Origin of the sequence: Flavobacterium pallidum (genome assembly GCF_003097535.1) — a bacterium.
GTDB lineage: Bacteria > Bacteroidota > Bacteroidia > Flavobacteriales > Flavobacteriaceae > Flavobacterium > Flavobacterium pallidum.
Genome location: NZ_CP029187.1, coordinates 1,812,515 through 1,831,576, shown reverse-complemented (window position 1 = coordinate 1,831,576; position 19,062 = coordinate 1,812,515). Strand labels below are relative to the sequence as shown.

At 42.6% G+C, this 19,062-nt stretch carries 14 protein-coding genes; 4 read left to right on the top strand and 10 right to left on the bottom strand.

What is annotated here, in order from left to right; all coding sequences use genetic code 11:
• The first annotated feature begins 143 nt into the window (after nucleotides 1-143).
• Complete coding sequence (locus tag HYN49_RS07390; protein WP_108903523.1) at nucleotides 144-2,522, top strand: TonB-dependent receptor domain-containing protein; 2,379 nt, start codon at nucleotides 144-146, stop codon at nucleotides 2,520-2,522.
• Between the two features lie 208 nt (nucleotides 2,523-2,730).
• Here HYN49_RS07390 and HYN49_RS07385 read toward each other — a convergent pair whose 3' ends face one another.
• The 7 genes from HYN49_RS07385 to HYN49_RS07355 all read right to left on the bottom strand — a co-directional run bounded on the left by HYN49_RS07385 (nucleotide 2,731) and on the right by HYN49_RS07355 (nucleotide 9,810).
• A complete protein-coding gene (locus HYN49_RS07385; protein WP_108903522.1) occupies nucleotides 2,731-3,738 on the bottom strand; it encodes a 3-oxoacyl-ACP synthase III family protein in 1,008 nt (335 codons plus the stop codon).
• A gap of 97 nt (nucleotides 3,739-3,835) precedes the next feature.
• On the bottom strand, nucleotides 3,836-5,110 hold the full coding sequence (locus HYN49_RS07380; RefSeq protein WP_108903521.1) for a YCF48-related protein: 1,275 nt from the start codon (nucleotides 5,108-5,110) through the stop codon (nucleotides 3,836-3,838).
• A gap of 54 nt (nucleotides 5,111-5,164) precedes the next feature.
• Complete coding sequence (locus tag HYN49_RS07375; RefSeq protein ID WP_108903520.1) at nucleotides 5,165-6,133, bottom strand: ABC transporter ATP-binding protein; 969 nt, start codon at nucleotides 6,131-6,133, stop codon at nucleotides 5,165-5,167.
• Nucleotides 6,134-6,496: 363 nt separating this feature from the next.
• Complete coding sequence (locus tag HYN49_RS07370; protein ID WP_108903519.1) at nucleotides 6,497-7,807, bottom strand: ABC1 kinase family protein; 1,311 nt, start codon at nucleotides 7,805-7,807, stop codon at nucleotides 6,497-6,499.
• Nucleotides 7,804-8,481 (bottom strand): TetR family transcriptional regulator C-terminal domain-containing protein, encoded by a 678-nt coding sequence (locus tag HYN49_RS07365; RefSeq protein WP_108903518.1) that lies wholly within the window; start codon nucleotides 8,479-8,481, stop codon nucleotides 7,804-7,806. Before HYN49_RS07365 ends, HYN49_RS07370 begins: the two co-directional genes overlap by 4 nt.
• Nucleotides 8,482-8,630: 149 nt before the next feature.
• Nucleotides 8,631-9,326 (bottom strand): OmpA family protein, encoded by a 696-nt coding sequence (locus tag HYN49_RS07360; protein ID WP_108904987.1) that lies wholly within the window; start codon nucleotides 9,324-9,326, stop codon nucleotides 8,631-8,633.
• 10 nt (nucleotides 9,327-9,336) lie between these two features.
• On the bottom strand, nucleotides 9,337-9,810 hold the full coding sequence (locus tag HYN49_RS07355; RefSeq protein ID WP_108903517.1) for a lipocalin family protein: 474 nt from the start codon (nucleotides 9,808-9,810) through the stop codon (nucleotides 9,337-9,339).
• A gap of 172 nt (nucleotides 9,811-9,982) precedes the next feature.
• Between HYN49_RS07355 and htpG the strand changes: the two genes are divergently transcribed.
• On the top strand, nucleotides 9,983-11,866 hold the full coding sequence (gene htpG / locus HYN49_RS07350; RefSeq protein WP_108903516.1) for a molecular chaperone HtpG: 1,884 nt from the start codon (nucleotides 9,983-9,985) through the stop codon (nucleotides 11,864-11,866).
• 57 nt (nucleotides 11,867-11,923) lie between these two features.
• On the opposite strand, the gene HYN49_RS07345 is transcribed toward htpG, so the two are convergent.
• Nucleotides 11,924-12,460 (bottom strand): pyridoxamine 5'-phosphate oxidase family protein, encoded by a 537-nt coding sequence (locus HYN49_RS07345; RefSeq protein WP_108903515.1) that lies wholly within the window; start codon nucleotides 12,458-12,460, stop codon nucleotides 11,924-11,926.
• A gap of 375 nt (nucleotides 12,461-12,835) precedes the next feature.
• Between HYN49_RS07345 and HYN49_RS07340 the strand changes: the two genes are divergently transcribed.
• A complete protein-coding gene (locus HYN49_RS07340) occupies nucleotides 12,836-13,447 on the top strand; it encodes a response regulator transcription factor (RefSeq protein ID WP_108903514.1) in 612 nt (203 codons plus the stop codon).
• An 8-nt stretch (nucleotides 13,448-13,455) separates the two neighbouring features.
• Here the strand turns inward: HYN49_RS07340 and HYN49_RS07335 are convergent, their stop codons facing one another.
• Nucleotides 13,456-13,746, bottom strand: a complete 291-nt coding sequence (locus tag HYN49_RS07335) for a hypothetical protein (RefSeq protein ID WP_108903513.1) — start codon at nucleotides 13,744-13,746, stop codon at nucleotides 13,456-13,458.
• A gap of 77 nt (nucleotides 13,747-13,823) precedes the next feature.
• On the bottom strand, nucleotides 13,824-16,214 hold the full coding sequence (locus HYN49_RS07330; protein ID WP_108903512.1) for a hybrid sensor histidine kinase/response regulator: 2,391 nt from the start codon (nucleotides 16,212-16,214) through the stop codon (nucleotides 13,824-13,826).
• A gap of 492 nt (nucleotides 16,215-16,706) precedes the next feature.
• Here HYN49_RS07330 and HYN49_RS07325 point away from each other — a divergent pair, with 492 nt between their 5' ends.
• A complete protein-coding gene (locus HYN49_RS07325; RefSeq protein ID WP_245892146.1) occupies nucleotides 16,707-19,052 on the top strand; it encodes a TonB-dependent receptor in 2,346 nt (781 codons plus the stop codon).
• Nucleotides 19,053-19,062: the final 10 nt, after the last annotated feature.

The window sequence follows — 19,062 nt, the reverse complement described above, 5'->3', positions numbered from 1 at the left end:
AATTTTAAGAATTTAAAAAGCTTCCCCAAAAAGGAAGCTTTTTTTTATGCGCCGATGCAAATAAAAAACAAACCACTGTAACATTCGACACTTATACATGACTAACCACTCGATTTAAAACAAACATCATCAAAACCAAACCCATGAAATTAAAAATTGCACTTCTCTTTTTTGTTGCAGGAATCTTCTCGATGAAAGCCCAGAATCAAGGCTCTCTTTCGGGAAAAGTGGCCGACAGCAACAGCAACATTCCCATTTCCTATGCCACTATAGTAGTAAAAGCCGATGACAAAGTCACAACAGGTGGCATTACCGACGACAACGGGAATTTCGAAATCAAAAATCTCGAATTAAAAAAATACTCCGTCGAAATCCAGTTCATAGGCTACAAAACCTATAAAACGGAAATCGAGCTTTCAGCAAATCAAAAGAGCATCAACCTTAATAAAATCAGCCTGCAGGAAGAAAGTACAGAACTGGAAGGCGTAACAGTGGTCCAGGAAAGATCAACGGTCGAACAAAAAATCGACAGGAAAGTAATCAATGTAGGACGTGACCTCACCACTGCAGGCGCTACCGCATCAGACATTATGGGAAATATTCCTTCGGTGAATGTGGATCAGGATGGAAAAATATCACTCCGCGGAAACCAAAATGTCCGTGTTTTGGTTGACGGAAGGCCAACAAATATTGATGCCGCGCAACTGCTCAAGCAAATCCCTTCCACTTCCATCAAAAAAATTGAATTGATTACCAATCCAAGCGCAAAGTACAATCCTGAAGGGATGTCCGGAATCATCAATATCGTCCTGCACAAAAATGCCAATGACGGTTTCAACGCCAGTGTCAATACCGGAGCTACTTTTGCCACAACACCAAAATCCAACAGTTCGATTGACATGAACTACCGCCGCGGAAAAGTCAACTTCTTCGGGACATATGGAAACAACTTCGGTTACCAGTTCAACAATGGTGATGTCACAAGGGAAGACGACAATTCAAGCCAGCTTTTCGATATTAAAAATGACAACAAATCACACCTCTATAAAATCGGGATGGATTTCTACATCAATGACCACAATACGATTTCGGCCTATACGAATCAAAACATTCTCGTAGGCGACGGCTACATCCATACCGATAACTTATTTACTTCGCCGGCATTGGATTTTTCTTCTGACGATCATTACCGGAATGATAATAACAACAGTACCTACAATCTCGCATACAAACACCTTTTCAATAAGGAAGGCCATACTTTGGATATCGAGGCAAACCACAACTGGTCTAAAGACGAGCAGTCGGGAGCATTTGACCGTTCAGGCAATACCACTTCAGCAGATTATAATGACTTTAAAGTGCAACGCAGGAAAAATTCCACTATCAACGTTGATTATGTAAACCCATTGAATGACAAGACCACGCTGGAGCTTGGCGCCGAATCACGTACTATCAGGACAGACAACGATTATTTTACCAATCAAACCGGGGAGCTTCCTTACATCAAATTTTTATATGATGTCGATATCTATTCGGCCTATGCCACTTTTGGGCAAAAGTTTCAAAAGTTCAGCTACCAGCTTGGGGCACGCTTTGAAAGTTACAAGGTTGAAGCTACCAATAATGGTGCAAAAGCATACGAGGACGATTACTTCACGCTTTACCCGTCTGCGTACCTTACTTACCAACTCAACGATAAAAACAGCCTTCAATGGAGCTACAGCCGTCGTGTGGACAGGCCAAGTTTAGAGCAGACATCGCCAATCCGTGAGTTCAGCACCGTGCGGTTCAAATCCATAGGAAATCCTGAACTTGACCCGCAATTCACCAACTCGATGGAAGTGAATTATACGCGCATGCTCGAAAAAGGCTCGATATCAGCAGGTGTTTTCTACCGCATCATCAATGATGAAATCAGCAGGATCCTGATTCCAGACCCGGACAATACCCAAAACCAGATCATGCTTTTTGACAACTTTGATAACAACAAATCTTTTGGATTCGAGCTGTCGTCAAACTACAAAATCAATAAATGGTGGGATGTACAGCCGGCCATCGACTTCTCAAGCATCAGCCAGAAAGGAATCATATCAGTATTCAATCCGGCCATTAACGATTTCGAATCGGTACAGACTGAAATCACCGCCAATGCCTTCAACGCCAGGATGAACAACAACTTCAAGGCGACTAAAAAACTGAGTTTCCTGCTTTTCGGCTTCTACCGTGGCGGGGTGAACGGCATCCAGTTCAACGGAAAGGAAATGTACAAAATCGATGCCGGGGCACGCTACAGTTTCCTGAAAAACAAGGCGACACTGAGCGTCCGTTTCAACGATATGTTCAACACCATGCGATTTGCGTTCGAGGGCGACAATCCTTATCCGCAGCATGGGCAGTTCACCTGGGAAAGCCAGTCTGTATATGTCAATTTCAATTTCATGTTCGGTGCCGGTAAAAACAGGGCTTTACAGCGTAAATACAGGGATGACAACACCAAACAGGGTGGCGGCGGACTTTTCTAAAATACGTGTTTCATAAAATAATTAACCCCGGACAAATGTTCGGGGTTTATTTTTTCAGGAGCTATTCCGGCTGTCCGCTATATCTTTTGCGGCCTCCGCTGCGCTGCGGCCACAAAAGGATGCCGCTTCCATCCGGGCTAGGGAATCTCCACACTTTATATTATCTCTTCCAAAAACTGCCTGCTGCCACTGCAAACTGTCTACTGATTTACCACCTGATGATGACGCTTCCCCAGGTAAACCCGCTTCCAAAAGCCGCAAGCACCACGAGGTCACCGGATTTGATTTTGCCTTTTTCCCAGGCCTCCGTCAACGCAATCGGAATGGACGCTGCGGTGGTATTGCCGTATTGCTGGATATTATTGTAAACCTGGCTGTCGTCAAGCTGAAATTTACGCTGGATGAATTGAGAGATCCTGAGGTTCGCCTGGTGCGGAATCAGCATATTGATATCGGAAACAGAAAGGTTGTTTGCCAACAGGCCCTCATTGATCACTTCGGTAAAACGCACAACCGCATTCTTGAATACAAACTGCCCGTTCATATGCGGATAGTAACTTTCATCTTCCGGATCGTTATCTGCAATGATATCGGTGACCCACCTTGAACCCATGCCCGGCGCATCAAGGAAAAGTTCCTCCGCATGTGCCCCTTCGGAATGCAGGTGAGTCGACAGGATACCTTTCATATGGTCTTCTTCCCTACTCAACACGGCAGCTCCTGCCCCATCCCCAAAAATCACGGAAACACCGCGCCCACGTGTCGTCATGTCCAATCCCACTGAATGTACTTCGGAACCGATTACAAGAATATTACTGTACATTCCCGTCTTGATATATTGATCGGCTACAGAAATCCCATACACAAATCCCGAACATTGATTCCTGATATCGAGTGCGCCAACGGTTTTCAAACCCAGCTCTTTTTGCACGCTAACTCCAGGGCCAGGGAAATAATAATCAGGGCTCAATGTCGCAAAAACGATAAAATCGATATCTTCATAAGCCACTCCGGCACGCTCAATGGCAATACGGGCTGCCTTTACGCCCATACCCGTGGTATTGTCTTCACCACGGATGATGTGCCTACGCTCCTTAATACCGGTGCGTTCCTGAATCCATTCGTCATTGGTGTCGATCACTTTAGACAAATCGTCATTTGTAACGATATTATCGGGCACATAAAATCCCAGTCCGCTGATTTTTGAATTGTACATATAAATGTATTTGGTTATGCCGAAAATTGCTAAAAAGACAATCTTAACACCACAAGATAGGACTTATTTCGGAATTGGCAATTTAGGCCGCGGTTTTTTAGAAATTCGCCGATTTTACAAATTTTATGGATTGTCTGCCGGTATTGCTGTGTAGATTGACAACATACACTCCCGACGCATAAGGAAAATCGAAGGAATAATTTTTAACGGATGCGCCATCGATCGCGTCACGTTTCAATTGTTTGATCAATTTTCCCGTACTGTCATACAGTTCAATCACCAAATGGTCCGCACCGATAAACGCTACGGAAAGGTTGAGCTTGTCTTTTACCGGATTTGGGCTTAATGAAGCAACCAGCGGTTTTCTCGGACTCTCAGTAAAATCCGGGACGGAAAGGTTTTGCTCAGTAAGTTTATAAATTGTAGTTCCTGATGCATATGCCAGATGATCATTGACAACAACAATCCTGTTCATATTACTGCCCACGCCGGTATCGGTCCAGGTGTCGCCGCCATCTGTAGTTTCAAGCAAACCCGTAGCATGCCCACCCATCCAGCCGTGGGTTTCAGTAACAAAGCCGACAGCCTGTATATCGGTATCCGGTACTTCCTTGCTGACCCAATTGGCACCCCCGTCAATCGATTTGACCAGTTTACCCAACAATGGCGAAACCGATTCCACGGATCCGAACAGAACCTGTCCGTTGGCATCTAAATCCTGCAGTTTCCATACATATTCACCCGGAATTCCCGTATTGTAAAGCGGTGTCCAGTTGGCACCACCATCAATTGTCTTTAGGATTACACCACCGTTATCATTTTTACCGGAAGCGAATCCGGTATTTTCGTCTATAAAGAGGATTTCCACCAAAGCATTGGCATAGGCACTCATGTCTATAAACTGCCAATTGTCGCCGCTATCCACAGATTTGATGATATACGCCGGAGAAAAATAAGCGCCACAGCCATAAATGGTCGATGCCCCTACAGCCGACAATCCGCAAATGGCCGGAACATTATCTGGAAGATTGGTCACAGGCGCCCAATTGGTCCCGCCATCAATGGTTTTAAGGAATACATTGTTCAGCGTGCCGACGAAGCCGATATTTTCGTTCAGGAATTCGATATTGCGGAAATACGCATTTCCGGCTTCCAACTCCAGTTGTAGGTTCCAATTGGCACCGCCATCGGTGGTTTTGTATACTTTAGAGTAATAGCCATTAGCCGCCCAGCCCGTATTTTCATTCAGGAAAAACACGTCGTCGTAACGTTGGTCATTCTCATTTTCATATACATTGGTAAATGGGGTCCATTGCAATTGGGCAGACATAAATGAAGACACCAGTACAAGCAGGGCGTAATATTTTTTCATCTTAAATAAATATAAATCATGTAAATGTACATTTATTTTAGAAAATCGGGAAATCTACAAGCGGTTCAATACCACGTCCATATCTGCGGTAAGTCCGATTTCCTGGTTTAACGGAATCTCATATGGATTCTCGAAAAATATGATTTTTTTATCCCGTACGCTTTTTACAAGATAATTCCCGCCCTTGAAATAACATTGCTTCACCACCACTTTTAAATCAGAACCCTCATCGGGATACAATTCATGTGCATACAACAGCATCGTTTTGTCCCGATCTTCGAAAGGGATCAGCAAATGCAGCGCAATTTCATTAACTTCCCCGAAAAGCGAAGCGGTATAGCGGCTTCCTGGTTTCAGGTAAACCGATTTCGATTCATCGAATGTCACGATCGTGCCGTGGCGCATCACGAGCATATGGTCTGAGAATGAAAGTGCATCGACGCTGTCATGAGATGCGATAATACAACTGATGCCTTTGTGTTTCAGATAAGCAAATAAATTCCTGCGCAGCGCCCCTTTCCTGAAACTGTCAATATTACTGAAAGGTTCGTCGAGCAGCAGCAATTCCGGTTCCAGTGCCAAAACCCTCGCCAAAGCCACACGCTGCTGCTGGCCGCCGCTTAAATATTTTGCCTTGGTATGAGCAAAATTATTCATTTCGACCATTTCAAGCAGTTCCGTAATCCGGGCTTCCTTTTCTTCGGGATACATATTAGAAAGGAATTTCCCGACATTCTCAGCGACAGTTACATAGGGCATCAGATCAAAATCCTGCGCAAGGTATTTCATTTCCGGTATCCCTGGAACCAAGTGGAATTTTGGGCCAAGAATGTCATTCCCATTCCATGAAATAGCTCCTGAGTCGAGGTCATAAAGTCCGTAAATGAGTTTCAGCAGCGTGCTTTTACCACAACCGCTTTCCCCGATAATGGACAGGTTCTCGCCTTTTTTAAGAGTAAAGTCAATGTTATTGATAACGGTTTCAGTATCGTAAGCAAAGGAAATATTCTTAACACGGAGCATTTGGCAGGTAAAATTGATTTTTGCAAAAGTAACGCTTCATGACCAAAATCCTATGTTGTAAAATCGTTTTAACAAAAGTATCGCAACAAATATGTTTTAGGATTAAATATTTGCTATATTGAAAATTTAACGATTGCTGTGTGCTTTACGCATTGAATAATCGGAATTATTTCATAGGGCTGCTATGACCCTTTCCCCGAAAGCAAAAAACGATTTCCTCCAGACATGTCATTGTGCAAAAAACACACCATTTGTTAAAATCGCCATTTTTTCTACAACAGATAGAACCCAAAAAAGTTAGGGCGGCAAACTCAAACGTGGAGCGCCGCCCTAACCAACCTAACCAATAATAAACAAATTACCTTAATCAAGATAAACCTTATAGTGCTGGGTATCAACCCTTGCCTTTAAATCATTCAGCAAGCAATAAAGCCCAAAAAAAGTGCGGTTCACATATATAAAATGTTCTGAGCCGCGGTTGCCGTTCATCCTCCTGAGTTTCGTATCATTTGCAAATTCTTCACTTAAAGCTGCAATTTCATCAAAGAATTCCGGGTCTGAAAAATCGAAATTCGGTTCATGGTGCGGCTTTGTAAAAAAACGCATCAGCCTTTGGAAAATATCAGAGAAATAAGCGATTTCCTCCAAAGTATCATCGCTTCGCAATATTTCCAATTCATATAATTTCTCCCTGAATAGCAACGAATTTTCAATGATTTCAGGATTTGCCAATTCAAAATATGGATTATAAAAATCCTCAGGGACTTTTTTTATGCATCCGAAATCAATAGCAACAAGGTTCGAATCCTTATCAACAAGGAAATTCCCCGGATGTGGATCAGCATGCACTTCACGCAGCCCATGCATCTGGTACATATAAAAATCCCAAAGTGCCTGGCCGAGTTTATCGCCGGTTTCCCTGCTTTTATTGTGCGCCGTAAACTCTGAAAGGTGCTCGCCCTGCATCCAGTCCATTGTAATGGTTTTCTTTGAGGACCATTCCGGGTAATATGAAGGGAATTTTATTCCGCTGATTTTCTCACAGGATTTCGCAATCGCAACACCTTGAGCCAACTCCAGCTCATAATCCGTCTCTTCCAGAAGTTTATGCTCGACTTCTTTGAAATACCTTTCAGAATCTTTTCCGCGAAGGTTAAACATCCTTGTTGCAAAGGGCTTGACCAACGCCAGGTCGGAACTGATGCTTTCTGCCACTCCCGGATATTGTATTTTCACGGCGAGCTTTTTCCCATTTTTTGTAGCCTTATGCACTTGCCCGATACTCGCAGCGTTTACGGAATCCGGAGTAAACGAATCAAAAACTTCTTCAGGATATTTCCCGTACCAGGTCCTGAATGTTTTTCGGACTAATGGCGCTGACAATGGCGGAACCGAAAATTGTGCCAACGAAAATTTATCAACGTAAGCTTTTGGCATAATATTTTTGTCCATGCTAAGCATTTGCGCCACTTTTAGCGCACTGCCTTTCAGGTTTTTGAGTCCGTCGTAAATGTCTTCAGCATTATTTTCATTAAGCTTTTCACGGGTCAGCGAAGGATTTACGATTCTTTCACCATAATAGGCCACGTAATTCCCGCCTACCTTCAATCCGGTTTTGACCAATTGGCCTGCGCGCTCAATTTTACCAGTCGGAATTTTATCTAATGTCTTCATAGCGCCGACCTTCTTTCTTTCCATATGAATTTTCCTAAATCTATGAGGCTTTCCAATGGCTTTGTGTCTAATAAATCTACTACGGTGTTTACCGATTTTTCGATGATAATATCCGTTTTTTCAAATGATTTCGAATTGTCTTCCAACCAGAATTTCAATATGAATAAGAACTGAACCCACGCCCCTTCAGATAAAACCGGTGTAGTGACCTTCTTCATTTTCGCCATCACTTTGGTTTCGTTTTCCTTAAACAGATATACGATAAAATCCTTGAAACGGTTTCTGAATGGTTTGAGCTGGATCAGGTTTTTAAGCCCTTCCCCATTTTCCTTTAAGGCAAAAAGCACATAACTGCGATTCAGCGTCAGGATTTCGAAAAGGGTGAAATACAGCGTCAGTAATTTATTCTTTTCTGAATAAGAAATGTAACCAGGTTCTTTTTCAATCGCCGCAATCGCATTCTCAAAAAACCGCAACCAGATTTCCTGTTTTACAGCATCCAGCGAACCAAAGAAAGTAAAAAAATCAACTTCCGCAATGTCATGCTTTTTACAAAAATTGTAAACATTTAAAGTTTTGCCTTCGCTTTCAAGCGCATCTTCCATGTACCATGCAATAATCTGATTGTCATCGGTTAACTCCTTTTTATTAGTATTTTTTTTCGCTGTTGCCATAAAAACTATGTTTTTAAATTCACAGTAAATTTACGTTTCAATAATTTCTGAAACATGAAAACATTTGTTAAATATCTTTCAAAAAAATTGAAAAAACAATGCATAAAAAAACCGGCCTGTGAAGACCGGTTTTTTGAAAAAACGATAGATTATTTTTTCGCTTCCTGTTCTGCGTCCTGGATCATTTTCTGATTTGCGGTGATGGCAAATTCAACACGCCTGTTCTGGCTTCTTCCTTCAGGAGTTTCATTGGTAGCAATAGGATCAGCAGGACCCATGCCTGTAGTTGTGAAACGCGCTGCAGAGATGCCTTTACCTGATAAATAATTTTTAACAGAAGCTGCCCTTTGCTCAGAAAGCGTCTGGTTTATCTGCAAAGAACCTGTGCTGTCGGTATAACCGTAAATCACAATATTGGTATCTGGATAATCATTAAATACCTTCACGAGTTTATCAAGATTGGCTGTCGCTGTTGCAGTAAGCGTTGACTTTCCGGTATCGAAGCGGACTGCATTTTCATTCAGCGTCAATTTAATGCCTTCTCCTACCCTTTCGACTTCAGCACCTGGGATGGCGTTGTCAATTTCACGTGCCTGCTTGTCCATCTTGTTACCGATAACGCCACCGGCAACACCACCTACAACACCGCCGATTACTGCGCCAAGAGCACCTTTACCACCTTTACCTGCGTTATTCCCGATAATTCCACCGGCAATGGCACCGCCAATGGCACCTATTGCAGCACCACGTTGTGCATTATTAGTATTTTTGGCAGCTTCACAACTTGTTAAAAGTGAGGCAGACAGCGTTACAAACGCTAAAGCTAAGATTGATATTCTTTTCATGATCCTGTTTTTAGTTTTTATTAAATTGGTATACCACATTGGTCATTTTTCCGCCTACTTCAATTTTATCAAGCAATTGGAAAGAAGTTTCGGTCTGGTTTGCAAGTGTCAGTACATAACCGTCACGCACTTTCTTCGCTTTTTCTCCTGCATTCAGAAGTTTCAGTACAAATTGGCCGTCTTTATTTACAAACCAAGTGAACGGTGAACTGAAGGAAGGGCAATTTGGATCGGTAAGCGCCATATCCCCTTTATTATTGTTAGAAATAAATTTCCATGTACTGCCTTCAAAGCATTTTGAATCTGCGATTTGGAAAGAAAGAACCCTGATGTATTCGGAACCTGGATATGTCACCGAACTCAGCACCCAGTTACCTTTAATGGCTACCTGTGCTTTGGTGTCTGTTTTTGTATTTGTGGCAGAAGTAGATTTGCATGACGCAATCGACACCGCAAGCACAAATAATAATACGATTTTTTTCATTGTTTAGGTGTTTTAGAATTTAACAAGTACAAAGATACAATCACATCTGAATATTATGTTTTAAGATTTGATAATTAATTATTAAAATTTAGCGTTTACGACAATTTGTCACTCTAAGTGATTTTGGTATTTTATTTGAAAAGCAGCAACCAACTAATATAAATTTAACACTATGACAACAGGAAAAATTAATGTTTCGGTTGAAAACATCTTTCCCTTAATCAAGAAATTCTTATACAGCGACCACGAAATCTTCCTTCGCGAACTGGTTTCAAATGCTACCGATGCTACTCTGAAATTAAAACACCTTACCAGCATTGGCGAAGCGAATGTAGAATACGGCAATCCGGTGATTGAAGTGAAGATTGACAAAGAGGGAAAAAAAATACATGTCATTGATCAGGGATTGGGTATGACAGCTGAAGAAGTCGAGAAATACATCAACCAGGTGGCATTTTCCGGCGCAGAAGAGTTTTTGGAAAAATATAAGGAGTCTGCCAAAGATTCAGGCATCATCGGTCATTTTGGCCTCGGCTTTTATTCCGCTTTTATGGTGGCCGAAAAAGTAGAGATCATTACAAAATCATATAAGGATGAACCTGCCGTACGCTGGATGTGCGACGGAAGCCCGGAATTCACATTGGAGCCTGCCGAAAAAACGGACCGTGGGACAGAAATCATCCTGCATGTTGCAGAGGATTCACTGGAGTTCCTCGATGAGAGTAAAATCCTTTCTTTGCTGAACAAATACAATAAATTTATGCCGGTCCCGATTAAATTCGGAACTAAAAAACACACGTTACCAAAAGCCGAAGATGCTCCGGAAGATGCAAAAGCTGAGGAAGTTGAAACCGACAACATCATCAACAATCCAAATCCTGCCTGGACAAAACAACCTGCGGAGCTCAATGATGACGACTATAAAAACTTCTACCGCGAATTGTACCCGATGCAGTTCGAAGAGCCTTTGTTCAATATCCATCTGAATGTGGATTATCCGTTCAATCTTACCGGAATCCTTTATTTCCCAAAGCTTGGCGCCGATCTTCAGATCCAGAAGGACAAGATCCAACTGTACCAAAACCAGGTTTTTGTGACCGATAATGTGGAAGGCATCGTCCCGGAATTCCTGACAATGCTTAAAGGGGTGATTGATTCGCCGGACATTCCGCTGAACGTTTCCCGTTCTTACCTGCAGGCTGATGGGAACGTAAAGAAAATCTCAAACTACATCACCCGTAAGGTTTCTGATAAGCTGAAATCCCTGTTCACTGAAAATCGCGAGGATTTCGAACAGAAATGGAATGACATTAAAGTCGTTTTGGAATATGGTATGCTTTCTGAGCCGAAATTTTATGAAAAAGCAGGCGCGTTTACATTATATCCAACGGTCGACGGGAAATATTTCACATTAGAGGAACTGAAGGAAAACCTGAAGGAAAAACACACTGACAAAGACGGAAAGCTCGTTTTACTTTATGCCGGCAATAAAGATGCACAGCACAGTTATATTGCCGCTGCCGCAGAAAAGGGCTACGAAGTGTTGCTTCTGGATTCCCCGATCATTTCACATTTGATACAAAAACTGGAAAGCGACAACAGCGACATTACATTCGTACGCGTCGATTCAGACCATATCGACAACCTGATTAAGAAAGAAGACACTGCGATTTCAAAACTTTCTGATGAGGAGAAAGAAACCCTTAAAACTATCGTAGAAGGCGTGGTTCCACAACCTGCATATACGGTGCAGCTTGAACCACTTGACAGCCATGCTGCGCCATTCCTGATTACACAACCTGAATTCATGCGCCGTATGAAGGAAATGAGCCAGACCGGCGGCGGCATGTTCGGTATGGGAAATATGCCTGAAATGTACAATCTGGTAGTAAATACGAATTCTGAGTTGGCCACATCAATACTTGAAAACAAAGACGAAGCCATCCGCTCTGGATTGGTCAAACAGGCCCTCGACCTTGCAAAACTTTCGCAAAACCTGCTGAAAGGCGAAGAGCTTACGGCATTTGTTAAGCGTAGTTTTGAAATGATAAAATAGACATAGGTTGATATTTAAACTAAAAAGCCGTCTTTGCAGACGGCTTTTTGTTTGACATTAAGGCTTGATATTTCCTTCTATCGAATCATCATAGGTCTCGCCCACAACCGCACCATATACCCGTTTTATCAGTCCGATTGCCATATTGTGTTTCGTGTCCCAATAATAACCTTCCGTCGGGGTAAATTTTATAACTGTTATCCTTGGATCATCCTTCCCATCTGTAAACCAGGTTTTCATGATAGGATCCCAAAGTTCATCAATTTTCTGTTTGTCTGTACTGATAGTGGCCTTTCCATAAAGCGTCATATAGTCGCTGTAGGACGACCCCTGAAAAAGAAGCTGCACAGCGGAATCATCAGCAATTTCATTATTCTTATGTGAGTCATTCGAACTCAGGAACCAGAAGTTTCCCTGCTCGTCAATTTTTTCTGCTGCCATGGGGCGCGTTTCAAAAGGTTTCCCCGTCTTTATATGGGTGCAGAAAAAACAAGATCCCGCTTTTTTGGCAAGCTCTTTGATTTTCTCGAGCGCCTCGTCTCCGGCCAGGTTTTTGAAGTTCTCTTCTTTTTGTTGTTGGTTGATCGAATCCATAATTGTATATTTTAAGTAGATAAAAATACTTTTAATCTGTCAGGCAGTTTTTTAGCAATATGAGATAAGTTTACAATATTTCAATTCGCAACTATCTTAAATTGCAACCTGAATCCTGAAACCGTTTGTTCAAAGCGGAATGATTTGGTTAAAAAAGGTTCGTGCTTATCTTATATAACTCTTACAAAAACGTGAACTTTGTAGAATTAATCAAAAAATAATAGTAATGAAGTAGCAAAACAAGATTTTTTCACAAAAATAAGCGCGATTTTGTAATGTGAGTATATTTTTTGTTACTTTGAATGGTAATAATTACCTTCTGACCAAGACAAACCAGGTGCAGTTTTTTTTTGGAACTGCCCAAATGCAATACTTATGATTACAGTGGTTATTGCCGAAGATCATCAGGCGATGCTCGACGGTATCAAACTATCCCTAAGGTTTGAAAATGACATTAGTATCATCGGGGAAGCCAGCGATGGCGAGATGCTGTTAGAAATCGTACGCGAAAAAAAGCCATTCGTTGTAGTGACGGATATCCGTATGCCAAAATGTGACGGCATTACTGCCACTCGGCTCTTAAAAAAAGAATTCCCAAAAATAAAAGTGATTGCCTTCAGCATGTTTGATCAGCCCATTGCCGTATCACAAATGAAGGATGCAGGCGCATCGGGCTATCTTATGAAAAGCTCATCAATCTTTCTTTTACAGAAAGCCATCAGGGCCGTATTCCTGGGCCATACCTTTTTTGATGAGGCCATTATTGCAAAGGACGCAATGGTAAATGAAGGTAAAATATTAAGTGCCAGGCAAAAAGAAATCCTAAGGCTTATCGGTGACGGGAGATCGACAGAGGAAATAAGCGAAGCATTGTGCATCAGCATTGAAACTGTGAAAACCCACAGGAAAAACATCCACCGGAAGATAAACCTGCACGGTAAATCCGACCTCATCCGTTATGCTATAGAAAGCAAGTTCGATTTCTGAGCGATTACTCAAATCTGTATATCGCTGTCGTGCTGTATATCTGGATCTGCGTGATGGAATTTTGAAACGGTTTTCACAAAATCCCCGGCACTGCTATCAGAATGCGCTTTATCATTGATGTTATATTTATTCACCAATTCGATTCGTCCATTGTCTGCATGTTGCGGATCTACGGGATTCCGGGATAATGTATTATCATGCAAATTGCGTTCCGCTTCGCTGATACCACTTCCGGTGGTGCTGTCCGGAGTGTAGCCATCTTCAGGAGCTGCATTCATATTGTCGTTTAGATTTTCCATGATACTGATTTTTGTTTACCAAATTTCGCCAAAAAACCAATTTCTTTTTTACAGGATTTATCCAAAAGATTATCATATTAATTTGTGTGCACCAGCTCCCTGACTGCTTCAAAAAGCGTATCGGCCTTCAATGGCTTGGAAAGATAGCCGTTCATCCCGATCTCATTGACACGCGTTTTCGTGGCTTCCATAACATCTGCTGTGAGCGCGATGATTGGGATACGAGTATTTTCTGGGCCTGCTTCGGAATTCCTGATGGCAATTGTAGCTTCATATCCGTCCATCACCGGCATTTGTAAATCCATCAGGATGATATCAAATTGATCATTCTTAAGGCATGCAATACATTCTTCGCCATTTCCGGCAAAAGTGACGCTGGTGTTCGCCCATTTTTTAGTAATGGTTTTTACGACAAGCTGATTGATTGCATTATCTTCCACTACAAGGATATTTTTGCCACCCAAATCAAAATCCTCAATTTTTGCAGCGGCTGCCGGAACAAAGGTGTCTTCTGCCACGTCAAACTCAAGGCTTATCTTAAACACGCTGCCAATACCCACTTTGCTGTTCATTTCAATTTGCCCGCGTTGCATATCGACCAGCGTTTTCACGATGTAAAGTCCGAGTCCAAGTCCCCCGAATTTCCTCTTATTATTAATATTGTCCTGTGTAAAAGAATCGAAAATATTTTCCATTTTTTCTTTGGCAATCCCAACACCGGAATCAGAAATGGTCATCAACAACGTCAATTTTCCATTGGCTGTAACGGCTTCGGCCTTCATACGTACAAAACCTTCCACGGTAAACTTAAAGGCATTATTGAGTACATTGTTGATGATTTGCGCCAGGCGGTTTCTGTCGCCGAGAACAAGTGCCGGAAACTCCCCTTCTTCAATAAACTGGAAATGCAGTTGTTGGTCTTTGGCTTTTATGGCGGCGCTTTCGCTTATCTTGCGCAGCATTTTTGCCGGATCGAATTTGGCCATTTCAAGCTGGAGTTCCTTTTTCTGTATTTTTGAAAAATCGAGGATATCATTGATAGAACTCAGTAAACTATATGAAGAATACTTAATCACCTGGCAGTTTTTCCGGATGCTGTCGTCATCGACTTCTTTAGAAATCGCATCGATCATGGTCATAATGGCATTTAAAGGCGTTCGCAATTCATGGCTGATATTCGAAAGGAAATACGATTTGAGCTCGCTCATTTCTTCAGCCCTGACGAGCGCCAGGCGATTCAGTTCCTCCCGTTCCCTTTTGAGTTTCCGGATAAAATTTGCCATGGAAAGCGATAGGAAAATGACTTCGAGCCCGGTCCCGAATTTAGAACTGTTCGTGGTAAAAAAGGAATTCGGCAGTACGCTGAAATTATTCATGATGAAAATCACGAAGCCCGATATCAGGAACAATACGCCGCTGGTAAAAAATCCGTCCACCTCGCCTTTCTTGATATATATGGTAACGACTGAAGAAATAATCAGCAACAATACCGTGAGTCCGAGGATATTCGCCATGGGATAGGCGTATTCCATACCCGAAGGAATGAATACAACGACAGCAAAGAGTATGCCTACCAAAATGTATAAAAGACGGTAAGCCAGGTTGATTTTCCGGCTGTATTTTTTAATCCTAAGGAAATGCTGTGTGTATTTGCCGAGGAAAAAAGTGGAAAAACAGGCAAAAATCAGCACTGAATGACCGGAAAACCATCCAGCACCTGATGCAATGTATTGGTGGAAATAACCGTCGAGCGAAAACTGCATCAATCCTATGAAAAACACATATGAACTATAATAAAGAAAGCTTTTTTCCTTTAAGCCGAAGAAAAAGAAAAAGTAAATAATAGCCGCTATCAGCAATATGCCATAAAAAATCCCGAAAACCAATTGCTCGAGGAAACCCGCCTTCATCAGGCTGAATTCAGACCGTAGCGCGACCGGCATATTGATCACTTCCCCGTCGCTTTTTAAATGAAGGTAGCAACGCAACGTTTCGTGAGGGGCTAATTTTAATGGAAAAAGCGGCATCCTGTGGCGGAAACTCCTGTCTTTAAACGGGATGTTATCACCGCTTTGCATTTCAGTAAGCTTCCCTTTCGAATCGATGGTGTATAGATTCACGAGGTCTGTAACAGGCCGTGCGGTTTCAAAATAATATTCCAATAACGCATCGGTATCATTTTTTATGGACACCTTGAGCCAGTAATGGTTTTTTGTAAACCCTATGTTCGTGTTCTCACTTTTTAGTGGAAGGAAACGCAAGGCGGAAGATCCATCAACTACCTGCTGTATCGAAAAGTCATGGCTTCCTGCATCGGCAAGCGACGCATATTGATGTAAGGAAACATATTCAGGCAGCGGTACATTTTTTTGAAGGACATATTGCGGGCGGCATATCAGGGGGGAAAGCAGCACACAAAATATAGATATGCGCCATGATCTGGCAAAGGTATTGATGTGGATAGGCATTTTGTCGTATTGGTATTTTCACTTACGTAAGAAACAATAATACGGTTTTTTTGTAACAGTCGGGAAGTCAGGGCATCAGAAATCGGTTTTCAGGCTTAAAAGCAGGTACATTTCAACCCCGTATCTGCTACATTCCAACGTTTATGACCGGATATCCCCACGACACTTCAACATAGTAGGTGGTACATTTCAGCCAGTAAGACTCATAAACATTAGGAACAGGTTTTTATGCCTACCTATCTTTGCCAGGAAAAAATTAAACCCTTCATCATGAAAAAAGCAACACCACCGAATTGCATTACTTAATGATATTGTAACATTATACTTACAATATCGTCAAAGTATCGGCGTTAATCTGACTGCATCAATCAAAAAACGGATCCTTTATCAGCCGGAGTTCAATCATCAATCACCTTTAACCAAAAAATCAATTCCTTAATCAATTGTCATCAATCATTTATGAGAGTTCTTATCCAGCTATTTTTAGCAACCATGTTATCCCTGTTTTCGCTCGCGGCAAGTGCACAGGAAAAATTTACCCTCAGCGGGACGATCTCAGACCATGAGGGTAACGAAACGCTCATCGGCGTGAACGTTTACATCAGCGAACTGAAGACCGGCGTTTCCACCAATGAATATGGTTTTTATTCCATTTCAGTCCCTAAAGGCGATTACACCGTCGTTATTACGTATGTCGGATATCAGCAAATAACAGAAAGTATCAGCCTGGACCGCGACATCAAAAAAGACATCAAGCTCGACAGCGATACCGAGCAGCTGGAAACTGTAACGGTCAAAGCAGATAAAACGGTAACCAACATCCGTAAACCGGAAATGAGCACGAACAAGCTCACCATCCAGCAAATCCGCAAGATGCCTGCGGTAATGGGAGAAGTCGACGTGTTGAAATCCATCCTGCAATTGCCCGGCGTAACCAATGCCGGCGAAGGTTCGGCAGGATTTAACGTGCGTGGCGGCTCCGCCGACCAAAACCTGATCCTGCTCGATGAAGCTACGATTTACAATTCGTCGCATGTTTTCGGGTTCTTTTCCGTATTCAATTCCGATGCGATCAAGGATTTGAAATTGTACAAAGGCGGGATCCCGGCGCGTTTCGGTGGGCGTGTATCTTCTGTGCTTGACATTTACCAGAAAGAAGGAAACAGTGACCGTTTTCATATGAATGGCGGAATCGGACTGATTTCCAGCCGTCTTTTAGCCGAAGGCCCGATTAAAAAAGACAGGGGTTCCTTCCTGTTTGCCGGTCGTGGCTCCTATGCACACCTTTTTCTGAAACTCGCCGACAATCAGAATTCGGCTTACTTTTATGATCTGAATACCAAACTGAGCTACAAGCTCAATGCCAATAACAATTTGTTTCTTTCAGGATATTTCGGGCGGGACGTGTTCAAACTCAATGAAATTTTTAGCAATACTTATGGCAATACCGTGTTCAACCTTCGCTGGAACCATTTGTATTCCGATAAATTATTCTCGAATCTTTCGTCGATTTACAGCGATTATTATTATGGATTGGATATTGATGCCGGTGGGCTTAAATGGGAATCGGGCATAAAAAACTACAACCTGAAATATGATTTCAGGCATTACCTGAATGATAAGCTGAAGCTCAGTTACGGCGTAAATGCGATTTATTACCAATTCAATCCCGGCACTGTTGATCCGCTCGATGCCGATTCAGGAATCAACCACAAACAACTTGACCGGAAATATGCTTTCGAACCCTCCGTGTACATTCAGGCAGAACAGGACATTACAGCAAAGCTATCGGTCAATTATGGCTTGCGTTACAGCATGTTCCAAAGATTAGGCGAACAGACGATGAGCATTTACGATCACAACCAGGCGGTCAATTTTAATTCTGAATTGCAGATTTATGAAAAAGCGGAAGCCATCGGTACTAAATATTACGGCAGCGGGAAAACCATCGCCAAATTCGACAACCTCGAACCCCGTGTTGCGGTGGCATACCAGCTCGATGACAACCAGTCCGTCAAGGCGAGCTACAACCGCATGAGCCAGTACCTGCATTTGATTTCGAATACCACATCGGCGACGCCACTCGATGTATGGGCACCAAGCGATGCCTTTATCAAGCCGGAAATACTGGATCAGGTGGCTTTGGGCTATTTCAGGAATTTCAAAAATGAGGCCTATTCGCTTGAAGTGGAAACTTTCTTCAAAAAAATCAAGAACCGCGCTGATTACATCGATGGTGCCGACCTGATTGCGAACAACAACATCGAACAGGTGATCTTAAACGGAAAAGCAAGGTCATACGGGGTCGAACTTTTACTGAAGAAAAACGAAGGCCGCCTGACCGGATTCGCTTCCTACACCCTATCCCGCTCAGAGCAGAAAACGCCGGGCAGGACTGCTGCAGAAACCGGAATCAACAACGGCGACTGGTACCGTGCCGGCTATGACAAACTGCACAACCTTTCGGTAACAGGAAATTACAAGCTGAATGAAAAATGGTCATTCGGCGGCATTTTCACGCTACAATCCGGAAAAGCGGTGACTTACCCGAACGGGCAATACGTTTACGGCGGCGTGGTCGTTCCCACATACGAAGCCAGGAACAGCAGTGTGCTTCCTGCTTACCACCACCTCGACGTATCGGCCACTTATATTCCACATCCGGAAAAGAAAAAAGGCTGGCAGAGCGAATGGGTATTCAGCATCTACAACCTGTACAACCGTTCGAATGCCGCTTCGATGTCGTTCAGGCAGAATGAGACTACCGGTGTGAACGAGGCTGTGAGGCTTTCCATTTTCGGGTTGATCCCGAGTGTAACCTATAATTTTAAATTCTAATCATCAATCA